This is a genomic window from Kitasatospora sp. CB02891 (genome assembly GCF_002803145.1).
Taxonomy (GTDB): Bacteria; Actinomycetota; Actinomycetes; order Streptomycetales; family Streptomycetaceae; genus Kitasatospora; species Kitasatospora griseola.
Genome location: NZ_NNBO01000003.1, coordinates 518,432 through 531,615, shown reverse-complemented (window position 1 = coordinate 531,615; position 13,184 = coordinate 518,432). Strand labels below are relative to the sequence as shown.

General features: G+C 74.9%; 12 protein-coding genes. 6 read left to right on the top strand and 6 right to left on the bottom strand.

The annotated features are described in order from the left end of the window. Positions 1-86: 86 nt before the first annotated feature. Both CG736_RS11155 and rsmH read right to left on the bottom strand, forming a co-directional pair. Positions 87-536: a septum formation initiator family protein gene (locus tag CG736_RS11155; RefSeq protein ID WP_369880079.1), complete on the bottom strand. Its 450-nt coding sequence runs from the start codon at positions 534-536 to the stop codon at positions 87-89. A 126-nt stretch (positions 537-662) separates the two neighbouring features. After that, on the bottom strand, positions 663-1,631 hold the full coding sequence (rsmH, locus tag CG736_RS11150; RefSeq protein ID WP_100586000.1) for a 16S rRNA (cytosine(1402)-N(4))-methyltransferase RsmH: 969 nt from the start codon (positions 1,629-1,631) through the stop codon (positions 663-665). A 493-nt stretch (positions 1,632-2,124) separates the two neighbouring features. Between rsmH and CG736_RS11145 the strand changes: the two genes are divergently transcribed. The 4 genes from CG736_RS11145 (at position 2,125) to CG736_RS11130 (ending at position 7,550) form a co-directional block, all read left to right on the top strand. Next, positions 2,125-2,640: a carbonic anhydrase gene (locus CG736_RS11145; protein WP_100585999.1), complete on the top strand. Its 516-nt coding sequence runs from the start codon at positions 2,125-2,127 to the stop codon at positions 2,638-2,640. 233 nt (positions 2,641-2,873) lie between these two features. Further along, positions 2,874-3,821, top strand: coding sequence for a MoxR family ATPase (locus CG736_RS11140; RefSeq protein ID WP_043916283.1), 948 nt, complete (start codon positions 2,874-2,876; stop codon positions 3,819-3,821). Position 3,822: 1 nt separating this feature from the next. After that, positions 3,823-5,139 carry a DUF58 domain-containing protein gene (locus CG736_RS11135; protein ID WP_100585998.1) on the top strand — a complete coding sequence of 439 codons (1,317 nt, stop codon included), beginning with the start codon at positions 3,823-3,825 and terminating at the stop codon, positions 5,137-5,139. After that, positions 5,136-7,550, top strand: coding sequence for a DUF3488 and transglutaminase-like domain-containing protein (locus tag CG736_RS11130; RefSeq protein WP_100585997.1), 2,415 nt, complete (start codon positions 5,136-5,138; stop codon positions 7,548-7,550). Before CG736_RS11135 ends, CG736_RS11130 begins: the two co-directional genes overlap by 4 nt. A gap of 126 nt (positions 7,551-7,676) precedes the next feature. On the opposite strand, the gene CG736_RS11125 is transcribed toward CG736_RS11130, so the two are convergent. The 3 genes from CG736_RS11125 to CG736_RS11115 all read right to left on the bottom strand — a co-directional run bounded on the left by CG736_RS11125 (position 7,677) and on the right by CG736_RS11115 (position 9,639). Further along, positions 7,677-8,054, bottom strand: coding sequence for a DUF3040 domain-containing protein (locus CG736_RS11125; RefSeq protein WP_043913491.1), 378 nt, complete (start codon positions 8,052-8,054; stop codon positions 7,677-7,679). Between the two features lie 239 nt (positions 8,055-8,293). Then, on the bottom strand, positions 8,294-9,046 hold the full coding sequence (locus CG736_RS11120; protein WP_100585996.1) for a methyltransferase domain-containing protein: 753 nt from the start codon (positions 9,044-9,046) through the stop codon (positions 8,294-8,296). Positions 9,047-9,138: 92 nt separating this feature from the next. Next, positions 9,139-9,639, bottom strand: a complete 501-nt coding sequence (locus CG736_RS11115; RefSeq protein ID WP_100585995.1) for an SAV_6107 family HEPN domain-containing protein — start codon at positions 9,637-9,639, stop codon at positions 9,139-9,141. A gap of 450 nt (positions 9,640-10,089) precedes the next feature. On the opposite strand from CG736_RS11115, the gene CG736_RS11110 reads away from it, so the two are divergent. Further along, positions 10,090-10,710, top strand: a complete 621-nt coding sequence (locus tag CG736_RS11110) for a DUF4126 domain-containing protein (RefSeq protein WP_100585994.1) — start codon at positions 10,090-10,092, stop codon at positions 10,708-10,710. Between the two features lie 63 nt (positions 10,711-10,773). Continuing rightward, entirely contained in the window at positions 10,774-12,165 is a 1,392-nt protein-coding gene (locus CG736_RS11105; protein WP_100585993.1) for an NAD(P)/FAD-dependent oxidoreductase, read from the top strand. Between the two features lie 7 nt (positions 12,166-12,172). On the opposite strand, the gene CG736_RS11100 is transcribed toward CG736_RS11105, so the two are convergent. Next, positions 12,173-12,910 carry a hypothetical protein gene (locus CG736_RS11100; protein WP_100585992.1) on the bottom strand — a complete coding sequence of 246 codons (738 nt, stop codon included), beginning with the start codon at positions 12,908-12,910 and terminating at the stop codon, positions 12,173-12,175. Positions 12,911-13,184: the final 274 nt, after the last annotated feature.

The following is a 13,184-nucleotide window of genomic DNA, read 5'->3' as shown; positions in this document are numbered from 1 at the left end:
CTCGCCGACCCGGCGGCGGGGCGCGGCGGGGCGGCCGCCGGACGGCGGGGTGCGGCGCGGGCGGTGGCCGTCGCCGGGCGGGCGGGTCACCGCTGGGCCCCGGACGAGGGGCTGGCGGGCGGCGCGGGGGCCAGCTCGATGCCGGGGTCGCCGGGGCTCGGCGACCCCGCGGGCGAGGGCGAGCCGGAGGCGGCGGGGCGCTGCCAGGGGTCGGCGCTGCTGCGCGGCACCGGCGGGTTGTCCTCGGCGGCCTTGGGCTTGCCGGTGACGCTGCCGTCGGCGCCCAGGAAGACCGGGTCGCCGCCGGGGACCATGCCGAGGTCGCGGGCGCGCTGCTCCAGCGCGTCGGGCGCGGACTGGGCGGCGATCTCCTGCTGGAGGGACTGCTGCTGGTCGGTGGCCTCGGTGGTCTGCTTCCTCAGCCGGGACAGCGTGAACGAGCCCTCGTTGAGGGCGGTGTTGAGCATCAGCAGCCCGAGCAGCCCGGCCGACAGCAGGGTGACCACCAGCACCGCGAACGGGGTGCGCCCCCGCATCGAGCGCGCCCCGGGCCGGACGGTGATCCGTGCCCTGCCCCCCTGCCCGGGGACGCGCCCCCGGGTCCGCTCGCCGGCCACCGGCACCGCTCCACTCCCCTTCGCTCCGCTGCTCCCGGCGGCTGGCTACCTCCGGGTCTCCCTGATCCTCTCCGCCACGCGCAGCCGTACGGGTGCGGCGCGCCGGTTCTCCTCGATCTCCTCCTCGGTCGCCAGTTCGGCTCCTCGGGTGAGCAGCTTCAGCCAGGGCTGGAGCTCCTCGGGGATCACCGGCAGGCCCGGCGGGGCGGTCGAGGTGGCGCCGGCCTGGAAGTACTGCTTGACCAGGCGGTCCTCCAGCGACTGGTAGGACATCACGACGATCCGACCGCCCATCGCGAGGGCGTCCAGCGCGCCGGGGATGGCCCGGTCCAGCACCTCCAGTTCGCCGTTGACCTCGATCCGCAGCGCCTGGAAGGTCCGCTTGGCCGGGTTGCCGCCGGTCCGCCGGGTGGCGGCCGGAATGGCGTTCCGCACCAACTCCACCAGACGAGCGCTGTTGGTGAACGGTTCCTTCTCGCGTTCCCGCAGCACCGCGGAGGCGATCTTCCCGGCGAACCGCTCCTCGCCGTACACCTTGAGGATCCGGGCCAGGTCGCCGTGGCTGTAAGTGTTGAGGACCTCCGCGGCGGAGATGCCGCGGGTCTGGTCCATCCGCATGTCCAGCGGCGCGTCCTGGGCGTAGGCGAAGCCGCGGTCGGCCTCGTCCAGCTGCATCGAGGACACCCCGAGGTCGAACAGCACGCCCTGCACCGCGGGGATCCCCAGGTCGGCGAGGACCTCCGGGATCTCGTCGTACACGGCGTGCACCAGGGTGGCGCGGTCGCCGAAACGGGCCAGCCGCTCGCCGGAGAGCTTCAGCGCCTGCGGGTCGCGGTCGACGGCGACCAGCCGGACGTCGGGGAAGCGGGTCAGCAGTGCCTCGCTGTGGCCGCCCAGGCCCAGGGTGGCGTCCACCACCACCGCGCCGGGCGCGGAGATCGCCGGAGCGAGGGCGTCCAGGCAGCGCTCCAGCATCACCGGAATGTGCCGGGGGTTGGGGCTGTCGGTACTCATACGGGGGCCGGGCCCTTCCTCAGGTGCAGGTGTGGCCCCGCCATTCTCGCTCACCGGCCCGCCGGCTCCGCACGCCACCCGTGGTCCCCGCCCGCTCGCTCGGGGGAAGGAGCGACCGCCCGGCGCCGGGGAAGGTGCGCCAGGTGGGCACGGAGCGGGAGGAGGCCGCGGACTGCGTGCGGGCCGGCCGGCCCGGTGCGGAGAGCGGCCGGGCGCCCGGTTGCCGGGTGCCGTCCGCCGTGCTCCACTGCGCCGCCAGACTATCGCCCACGCCTCGCCAGTCAACGCTCCACCACGGCGCACCACCCGCCCGGCCGTATCCGTCCTCGCAGGTCGGACCGGTGGTGCGGGCCGCCGGCCGGACGGGGCGCGGAGCGCTCCGGACGCGCCGGTCGAACCGGGTCGAAGCCGTCCGAACGGGGCCCGGAGCCCGGCGGGTAAAGGCTTGCGCAGGTGGGTCCCGCCGCCCGCGCCACCCCACTACGGTCGTCGCATGGCACCTGCTCCCGGCCCCGACCGGCCGTCCGAGACCGACCGCTTCGTGGCAGCCAACCGCTCCTACGCCGAAACCTTCCGGGACGGCGGCATGGACGCCCGCCCGGTGCGCAAGGTCGCCGTGGTGGCCTGCATGGACGCCCGGCTCGACCTGTTCGCCGCGCTCGGCCTGGAGCTCGGCGACGCGCACATCATCCGCAACGCGGGCGGCGTGGTCACCGACGACACCATCCGCTCCCTGACCATCAGTCAGCGCGCCCTGGGCACCCGCACCGTGGTGCTGATCCACCACACCGGCTGCGGCCTGCTCGGCCTGACCGAGGACTTCCGGCACGAACTGGAGCACGAGGTCGGCCAGCGCCCGCAGTGGGCGGTGGAGGCCTTCACCGACCTGGACGGCGACGTCCGCCAGTCCATGCAGCGGGTGCGCACCTCGCCGTTCCTGCCGCACCGCGACCAGGTCCGCGGATTCGTCTTCGACGTGCACACCGGACTGCTCCGCGAGATCCGCTGAAACCGTCCGGGCCGCACCCTCGTCCCAAACCGGGACAAGCCTTCGCGTGTCGCCCGGCCGGGTGACTTCTGGTCGGGGGACAGGGAAGAATGCGCCGAGTATTCGGGGCGGGCCGGGCTCGAACCAGCCGCCCGGCGACTGTTGCACATGGGAGCGTACGGGTGACGACCATCAACGGACAGGGCACGGGGCAGCCGGAGCAGGACCGCCGCGAACGCCGGGAGCCGGCCGGGCTGGCGGAGCTGACGGCGGTGGTCGACCGGGTCCGGGCGTCCGTCGAGAGCGTGATCGAGGGCAAGCCGGAGGCCGTCCGGATCGCGCTGACCGTGCTGCTCGCCGAGGGCCACCTGTTGCTGGAGGACGTGCCCGGCGTCGGCAAGACCATGCTCGCCAAGGCGCTGGCCCGCTCGGTGGACTGCACGGTCCGCCGGATCCAGTTCACCCCCGACCTGCTGCCCTCCGACGTCACCGGCACCAACGTCTTCGACCAGCACCAGCGGGACTTCGAGTTCCGGCCCGGCGCGATCTTCGCGCAGATCGTGGTCGGCGACGAGATCAACCGGGCCTCCCCGAAGACCCAGTCGGCGCTGCTGGAGTCGATGGAGGAGCGTCAGGTCACCATCGACGGCACCTCCTACGAGCTGCCCTCGCCGTTCATGGTGATCGCCACCCAGAACCCGGTCGAGATGGAGGGCACCTACGCCCTGCCCGAGGCCCAGCGCGACCGCTTCATGGCCCGCATCTCGATCGGCTACCCGAGCCCCGAGGCCGAGTACGCGATGCTCGACCTGCACTCGGCCGCCAACCCGCTGGACGACCTGCGGCCGGTCGCGCACGCCGCCGACCTGCTCAAGCTGATCGAGGTGGTCAAGGGCGTGTACGTCTCCGACCCGGTCCGCCGGTACGCCGTCGACCTGGTCTCCGCCACCCGCAACACCCCCGAGCTGCGGCTCGGCGCCTCCCCCCGGGCCACCCTGCACCTGGTCCGCGCGGCCCGCGCGCACGCCGCCCTGGACGGCCGCGACTACGTGCTGCCGGACGACATCCAGGCGCTGGCCGTGCCGGTGCTGGCGCACCGTCTGCTGCCCACCTCGGAGACCCAGCTGAGCCGCCGCACCGTGGAGAACGTGGTGCTCGACCTGGTGTCCCGACTGCCCCTCCCGCGTCCGCAGGGCCGCTGAGGTGCCGGGCCCCGCCCGGCCCTCCGGGCTGCGCGCCGCCCTGCAGGGGCTCACCACCCGGGGGCGTTCCTTCCTGGCCGCCGGCCTGACCGCCGCGCTCTGCGCGTACCTGTTCGGCCAGAGCGCGCTGTTCCAGGTCGGCGTGCTGCTGGCGGTGCTGCCGCTGGCCTCCGCGCTGCTGCTGGTCCGCACCCGCTACCGGGTCGCCTCCGGCCGCCGGCTCAGCCCGCAGCGCGCCGCGGCCGGCCAGGAGGCCCGGGTGCACCTGCGGCTGGACAACGTCTCCCGGGTGCCCACCGGCCTGCTGCTGCTGGAGGACAAGGTCCCGTACGTGCTGGGTCCGCGCCCGCGCTTCGTGCTGGACCGGGTCGAGCCGCGCGGCTTCCGCGAGGTGTCCTACCGGGTCCGCTCCGACCTGCGCGGCCGCTACCCGCTCGGCCCGCTGCAGCTGCGGCTGTCCGACCCGTTCGGGATGTGCGAGCTGACCCGCGCGTTCACCGCCGCCGACGTGCTCACCGTGGTCCCGCAGGTCCAGGACCTGCCACCGGTGCGGCTGCCCGGCGAGTCCGCCGGGCAGGGCGAGTCCAACACGCACGCGCTGGCGCTGGCCGGCGACGACGACGTCATCCCGCGCGAGTACCGGCACGGCGACGACCTGCGCCGGGTGCACTGGAAGTCCACCGCCCGCTACGGCGAGTTGATGGTCCGCCGGGAGGAGCAGCCGCTCCGGGCCCGCGCCACCGTGCTGCTGGACACCCGGGAGACCGCGCACCGCGGCTCCGGCCCCGCCTCCTCGTTCGAATGGGCGGTGTCCGCCGCCGCCTCGATCTCCGTCGACCTGGTGCAGCGCGGCTACCAGACCCGGCTGCTCACCGACACCGGCCGCGCCCACCCGCAGCACGGCGCCAACACCACCACCGCCGAGACCGTCGGCGTGCTGCTGGACGCGCTCGCCGTGGTCGAGCACTCCGACGGCGGCGGCCTGAACCGCGCCGAGGAGGTGCTGCGCCTGGGCGGCGAGGGCCTGCTGGTGGCGATCGTCGGCGACCTCGACGAGGACCAGACCGAGCGCCTGGCCAGGCTGCGCCGCCGGGCCGGCGGCGCGGTCGCCCTGCTGCTGGACACCGGCACCTGGTCGGGCCTGCGGCACCTCTTCCCGGAGACTCCCGACGAGCAGGCCGACACGGCGATCGGCCGACTGCGCGCGGCCGGCTGGACCGTCCTCCCGGTGCGCGCCGGCGACTCGCTGCCCGCGCTGTGGCGGGCCGCCGACCGCACCCAGAATTCCGTTCCCTACCGAGACGAGGTCGGCGCGTGACCACCCGGGCCAAGTTGACGCTCTGCGCGGCCCTGGCGACCGCCCTGGCGGCGCTGTCCCTGTCCCCGCTGTTCCAGGACTCCTTCGCCCTGGCCCCGCACGGCCTGCTGATGATCGCCGTCGCGGCCGGCGCCGGCGCCGGCCTGCGCGCGCTGCCGCTGCCCCGCCCGCTGGTGCTGCCGCTCCAGCTGCTCGCGGTGGTGTACGTCCTGATGCTGACCACCGTGCAGTCCGCGATGACCGTCGGCGTGCTGCCCGGCCCGGCCGCGCTCGACGCCCTCTCCACCCGGCTGGCCGCGGGCGGCAGCGACATCCAGGAGTACGCGATCCCCGCGCCCACCACCGACGGCCTGCGGCTGATCGTGGTCGGCTCGGTCGCCCTGGTCGCCGTCCTGGTCGACGCCTTGGCCGTCACCTACCGCCGGGCCGCCGCCGCGGGCCTGCCGCTGCTCGCCCTGTACTCGGTGGGCTGCGGCCTGGCCGGCTCGCCGGGCGGCATGTGGCTGTGGTTCCTGTTCGCCGCGGCCGGCTACCTGATCCTGCTGTACACCGAGGGCCAGGACCGGCTCACCCGCTGGGGCCGGGTCTTCCACGGCACCGGCCGCTCCGCCGTGGCGCTGTCCAACGGCGGCCGCCGGGTCGGCCTGATCGCACTCGCCACCGCCCTGCTGCTGCCCGCCCTGCTGCCCTCGGCCGGCTCCGGCCTGTTCGGCGGCCTCGGCGGCGGAGCCGGCAGCGGCAACGGGACGGGCAACGGCCCCGGCGACGAACGCTCGCTCAACCTGGTGGTCGCGCTCACCGCCAACCTGCGCTCCAACGACGACACCGAGCTGCTGCGCTTCTCCACCGACGCCACCGACGCCGACCAGCTCTACCTGCGGGTCGCCGCGCTCAGCGAGTTCGACGGCGAGGAGTGGAAGGTCGGCAACCAGTCCGGCGAACCGCTGCCCACCACGCTGCCCGCCCCCGAGGGCCTGGCCGCCGGCGTCGCCACCAACCCGATCCGCACCAACGTCAGGATCTCCGACCGGCTCGGCGCCACCTGGCTGCCGATGCCGTACCCGGTGTCCTGGGTGGAGATGCCGTCCATCCAGAACTGGCGCTTCGACCGGACCGGCCGCACCGTCGTCGCCGTCAACGGCCAGAAGACCAACGGCCTCTCGTACTCGGTCGGCTCGGTCACCGTCAACCCCGACGCCTCGCAGCTGCGCTCGGCCGCCCCCGCGCCCGAGGACATCACCCGGCGCTACCTGGGGCTGCCCGCCAACCTGCCCGCCGTGGTCGGCGAGACCGCCCGGAAGATCACCGCGAACGCCAACAACCCGTACGACCAGGCCGTCGCCCTCCAGCAGTACTTCACCAAGGGCGACTTCACCTACAACACGAAGATCGAACCGCGCACCGGCCCGGACGCCATCGCCAAGTTCCTCCAGGACCGGGAGGGCTTCTGCGTGCACTTCGCCGCCACCATGGCCGCGATGTCCCGCTCCCTCGGCATCCCCGCCCGGGTCGCCATCGGCTTCACCCCCGGCACCGGCGACGGCTCCAACCGGATCGTGCGCAGCTCCAACTACCACGCCTGGCCGGAGCTGTACTTCTCCGGCCTCGGCTGGATGCGCTTCGAGCCCACCCCGAACCGGGGCGCCGCCCCGCTGTACTCCGTCCCGCAGGCCGCGAACACGGCCAAGCCGAGCGCGCAGCCCAGCGCCTCCTCCTCCGCCGACCGGCCCTCCGCCGGACCGTCCGCCTCCAGCACCTGCACCGCGCAGCAGCACCGCATCGGCGACTGCGACGACCAGTCCGCGGTGGTCGAGCACCGCACCATCGCCACCGCGTGGTGGCGGAGCCTGCCCGCCCTGCTCGCCGCGGCCGCCCTGGTCCTGCTGCTCGCCGTGCTGGCCGCGCCCATGATGCTCCGCGGCCGCCTGCGCCGACGCCGCCTCGGCGCCGGCCGGCACGGACCCGGCGCGGACGGCCCCCGGCTCACCGACGAACAGGTGCTCGCCGCCTGGGCCGAACTCATCGACTCCGCCTGGGACCTGGGCCTGCCGCCCGACGAGGCCCGCACTCCCCGGAACGCCGCCCGCCGGCTCGCCGAGGACGCCCACCTCGCCCCCGCCGCGGCCGAGGCCGCCGGCCGGGTCGCCCTCGCCACCGAACGCGTCATGTACGCCCGCGAGTCCGACCCGCCCCCGCACCTCGGCGCCGACGTCCGCACCGCCCGCGACGGCCTGCTCACCCAGGCCACCCGCGGCCGCCGCCTGCGCGCCCTGCTCCTGCCCGCCTCCACCGTCCGCCTCTGGTGGCGCGCCCAGGAACGCATGGCCGCCCTCAGCGAACGCACCACCCGCCGCACGGACGCGATCCGCAGCAAGCTCACCGGACGCTTCCGCCGCACCCCGAAGGAGTAGCCGCCGCAGGTCCCCGCGCCCCGCCCGGGCGCGGGGACCTGCGGGAAGGCGCTGCACGCAAAGATCCGCCCGACGAGGGAAGACTCCCTCCTCGGGCGGATCTCTCCGTTGTGAGTTCCGGTCGCGCTACAGCCCGCTCTGCTCGTCGCGGCGCCGCTGCCAGCGCTGTTCCATTTTGTCCACGACGCCGGTCTTCCGGCGTGGCGCTGCCGCCTGCCGTGGACCGTGTCCGGCCGGGCCTCGACGCCACGCGGTGACCGCGAGGACCGCACAGCCCAGCATTACCAGGAACCCGATCACGCTGACCCAGATGACCTGCGCGACCAGGCCGCCCATGAGCAGCGCGATGCCTGCCACGAACCCCGCCGCGGCCAGGTAGACCCGCCGGCGGGTGTAGGTGCGCAGGCCGGTTCCCTCAAGCGCTGACGCGAACTTGGGATCTTCGGCGTACAGCGCTCGCTCCATCTGCTCGAGCAGTCGCTGCTCGTGCTCCGAGAGCGGCACGGAGTCCTCCTACTCGTCGGTCGCGGGGCGACCGGTCCGCCACCCCTGGCTCGGGCCTCGTGGTCCATATGCCCCACCGGTCTGGCCGTCATGCTTACCGGCTTTACCCAGATCATACGGTCCACGGGCCCGGTTCGGCGTGGTCAATCGGGCGTGGCACGGGCCACCACGAACCGGGGCCTGCACCTCTGCAACGAGCGGCCCTCCCACTTGGTGCCCCTGGCTGTGCCGGTGGGCGGTCAGGCCGCTTCGGCGAGCAGGTGGAGCTGGGTGGCGACGGCGTGGAAGGCGGGCTGCTCGGCGGCGGCCAGCTCCAGCTTGAGCAGGGCGTCGAGCGCGCCCGGCTCGGTGTCGACCAGGACGCCGGGGACCAGGTCGGCGAAGACCCGGATCCCGTGCACGGAGGTGACCCGCAGGCCGGCGTCGGTGGCGAGGGCGTCGAGCTGGTCGCCGGTGAAGCGGCGGGGCATCGGGTCGCCGGCGCCCCAGCGGCCGTCGGGGGCGTCCAGCACGGTGCGGGCGTCGGTGAACTGGCCGGCCACCGCGCGGGCCAGCACGGCGCCGTTGCGGTTGGCGGCGAGCAGGCTGACCAGGCCGCCCTTGCCGAGGGTGCCGACCAGGTGGCCGAGCGCCTCGGCGGGGTCGTCGACGACCTCCAGCACGCCGTGGCACAGCACCGCGTCGACCGAGCCGGCCGGGACCAGCTCGGGCAGCGTCTGGGTGTCGCCCTGGACGGCGCGCACCAGGTCGGTGACCCCGGCCTCGGCGGCCCGCCGCTCCAGGGCGAACAGCGCGTCGGGGCTGGGGTCGACCACGGTGACCCGGTGGCCCAGCCTGGCCACCGGCACGGCGAAGTTGCCGGTGCCGCCGCCGGTGTCGACGACCTCCAGGACCGGCCGTCCGAGCTCGGCGGAGCGCCGTTCCAGCGCCGACCGCAGCACCTCCCACACCACGGCGGTACGCAGCGCACTGCGGGGACGAGTCGGATACAAGGCGGCACCCCTCTTGGCAGGTCTTCCACGGCGGGAACGCCCTTACCCTATCCGTCCGAACAGGGCGGGCCGGGTGCGGCGCAGCCGCCGGCTCAGGGATGCAGGGCCAGGATCCGCTCCACGATCCGGAGGTAGAGGGCGGTGTTGCGGATCAGGTCGTCCGCGTCCCGCGGCCCGGCGGCGCCGGCGATGCCGGCCTCGGCGGCGGCGCGGCGGCGGGCGCCGGCGGCGAAGTAGGCGGCCCACTCGGCGAGTTCGGGGGCGACCTCGGGCAGCAGCTCCCATGCGGGGCGGATCGCGTGGCGGCGGCGCGGATGGCGTTCGGGACGGCCGCGGACCGCGAGCACGGCGGCGGTGGCGCGCAGCGCGGCGAGGTGGGCGGTGGCGTAGCGCTCCAGCGGATCCTGCCGACCCCGGGCGAACACCAGGGTGCGGTGGGCGTGCCGCAGCAGTTCGAGCGCGGCCGGCGAGACGGGAACCCGCCGCAGCACCGGGTGGACGTCGGCTCCGCGGGCGGCGGGCAGGGTGGGCTGGTCGACGACGGGTTGATCGACGGCAGGGCGGGCGACAGGCTCAGGACGACTGATGGTCATGGGTCTCCCCCGTTCACTCCGGACCTTGCCCGGGCCGGTCGGCCCGGTCATGCATCCATCGTGAACGGGGGGTCTGACAACTCCGGGCCGTTCGTGGCCGGTCGGTCGTCCCCACGGCCGCTCCCCCGGCGGGGGCCGGGCTCCGCCGCCCCGTGTCGGCGGTGCCCGGCCCCTTTCGTGCGGCCGTTGGTCGCGCCCAGGGCCTGTGGTGCGGGCCGCCGTTCCCCCGTTGGACGTGGCCTGCCCCGGGCGCTTCGGGAGGCTCACCCGGTGGTGGCCGTCCCGTTGCCCACTACTGTGCCGTCACGCCGTGACACCGGGAATCCGCGCGGGTACTCAACCGACGATCTGAGTACGGATACTCAGACGCCCCCGACGGTCGGCGGGGCGGGTACGGTGGCCGGGTCCGTCCGAGGGCCGGACGGACGGAGCGTGTGCGAGGGGGCTGCGGTGGAGGCCGTTCCGCTGATCTTCACCAGTGGCTGGGCGAGCGGGATCAACGCCTACGCCGTGGTGCTGCTGCTGGGCCTGTTCGGCCGGTTCGGCGGCGCGGACTCGGTGCCGCCGGTGCTGGAGCGCACCGACGTGCTGATCGCCGCGGCGGTGCTGTTCCTGTGCGAGGCGGTGCTCGACAAGATCCCGTACGTGGACAGCGTGTGGGACGTGGTGCACACCTTCGTCCGCCCGATCGCCGGCGCCACCGTGGGCGCCCTGCTGGCGGCCCACGACCCGGGTTCGCTGGGCGAGGTCGCGGCGGGCGCGGTCGGCGGCGCGACGGCCCTGCTCAGCCACGGCATCAAGGCCGGCCTGCGGATGGCGGTGAACACCTCGCCCGAACCGGCCTCCAACATCCTGCTCAGCCTGGGCGAGGACCTGTCGGTGGCGGGCCTGGTGACCCTGGCGGTCTTCCACCCGTGGCTGGCGGCCTCGGCGGCGGCCGTCCTGCTGCTGCTCGGGGGGCTGCTGGTGTGGTTCGCGGTGTCCCGCATCCGGCGGTTCTGGCTCCGCCGCAAGGAGCGCCGCCCGGCGAAGGCGGGGACGCGCACCCCGGGGCTCGACCCGGCACGGTGACCTGCGCGTGGACGCACCCACCGGAGGCCGTCGCCGTGTGAAGGCCGCATAAGATCTCCTGCCATGGCTCGCATCATCGTCGTCGGCGCAGGTATGGGCGGTCTGGCCGCCGCGTCCAGGCTGGCCACCCTCGGGCACCGGGTGACCGTGCTGGAGGCGGCCGGAACGTACGGCGGCCAGGTGGGGTCGTACCGGCGGGAGGGTTTCGGGTTCGACACCGGGCCGGGCCTGCTCGCGCTGCCCGCCGTGTACCGCGACCTCGCGCTGAAGACCGGCCGGGAGCCGCTGGAGGAGCTGGTCGCGCTGCGGCCGGTGGACCCGGAGAGCCGGCACCTGTTCGCGGACGGCAGCGAACTGGTGCTGCCGAACGCGTCCCGCGGCGGGGTCGGCCAGGCGCTGGACTCGACGTTCGGCTCCGGCGCCGGTGAGCGCTGGAACGACATGGTCAACCGGGGCCGCACCGTCTGGGAGGCCACCCGCCGCCCGCTGCTGGAGGAGCCCCGCCCGGCCGTCGACCCCGTCGACCCGTACCCGGTGCCGCCGCGTCGCGGCCTGTCCCGGCTGCTGCCGCGCGGCCGCCACACGCTGGCCGACGTCACCGCCCGCGAGCTGGGCGGCGAGCCCGGCCCGGCCGCGCTGCTCGCCGAGTACGCGCTGCGGTACGGCCTGAACCCGCTGACCGCGCCCGCCTCGGCGACCGTCCTGCCGTACATGGAGCAGTCGTTCGGCGTCTGGTACGTGGGCGGCGGCATGCGGGCGCTCGCCGACGCGGTGTTCGCGCGGTGCGGGAGCCGCGGCGTCGAGTTCCGCTTCGACACGCCCGTGCGGGCGCTGGAGCGTGCCGACGGGCGGGTGACCGGCGTCCGCACCGACGACGGGGTGCTGACCGCCGACGCGGTGCTGTCGGCCGTCCCCGGCCTGGGGGTCGCCGCGCCCGCCGAACCCGCGCCCGGACGCTTCACCGTGCTGCTCGCCCTGAACGGCGCCCGCCCCGCCGGCACTGCGCACCGCACCGTCCTGCACGGCGCGGACGTCGCCGCCGAGGCGCGCGCGGTCTTCACCGACCGTGCCCTGCCCGCGCGCCCCACCGTCCAACTGCTGCGCCCGGACGACCCGTTGCTGGTGCCCGACGCGGACTCCGAGACGGCCGTGCTGACCGTCACCGTTCCCGCCGGGCTCACTCTGACGGACGCCCAACAGGACGCCTACGCCGAACAGTTGCTGGCCCACCTGGCCGCCGCGGGCCTCGACCTGCGGGAGCGGCTGCGCTGGCGGGAGACCCGGCTGACCGCGTCCGTCCCGGTGCCCGCACTGGCGGGCGGGCAACTCGCCCAGGCCAACCGGCCCGGCGAGCCCGGCCTGTACCTGATCGGCGCGCACGCCCACCCCGGCGGCGGGCTGGCCCGGGTCGGGATGTCCGCCTCGATCACCGCCGGGCTGATCGGCCCGGCCTGACGGCGGCTCAGTACTGCTGCTGGTGGTACCAGTTGTGCTGCTGCTCGCCGGGCTGCTGCGGGATGTACGGCGGCTGCTGCTGGTACTGCTGCTCCGGCTGGTACTGCTGCTCTGGCTGGTACTGCTGCTGCGGGAACTGGTAGACCGGCTGGCCGTACTGGTCGTAGCCGATCAGTTGCGGCTGCGGCTGGTACTGCTGGTCCGGCTGGTACTGCTGCTGGTAGCCGTAGTCGGGCTGCTGCTGGTAGGCGTACTGCTCCTGCGCCGGCTGCTGGTAGGAGACCGACTCCTCGGTGTAGACCCCGGCGTCGAGCTCCTGGAACTCCTCGTACGCGTACGGCTGTTCCTCCACCGGCTCGTCCTCGACCGGGCCGACCTCACCGACCTTCGGAGCCGCCACCGCGGCCGCCGCGACGGCGGTCGTCCCGCCGGTGGCCGCGGCCAGCAGCGGAACCTTCGCCAGCGGCCCGGGCAGGGAGCCGTCCGCGCGACGCAACGACCAGCCGACCGGGCGACCGCGCTTGACCGAAAGGGTGACCATCGCCTGGCCCGCCGCGAAGGCGCCGGCGCCCACGACTATCACCGGCACGGAGGACTGCGTCATCCCCGCCACCACTCCGAGGAACCCCGCCAGGGCCAGCGCCCGCCAGTGCAGCGCGGCCCGGTTCTGCAGCAGCAACTCGGCCACCAGCCAGACCGCGACCAGCGCCAGAGCGCCATAGAGGAACAGGTGTCCGATGCCCATCCCCGCAACCTCCAGACGCCACCATCACCGCGCGATTGCGGGCGACTGTACCGCCTCCGGGCAAACACCACCGCATCCCGCACCACCCTCCCCCAACACGACCCCCCACCCGCGCCCCACCGCACCCCCACACGCCCCACCCCCAGCACCGAAATGCCCAGCCCCCGGGCTGGAACCCCATGCCACCACCTGAATCCCCCCGACGCCGAAAAGCCCGGCCGCAGGGCCAACAGCTCCCCACCCCGGCCCGCAGAGCCGCAACCCCGCACCGCCG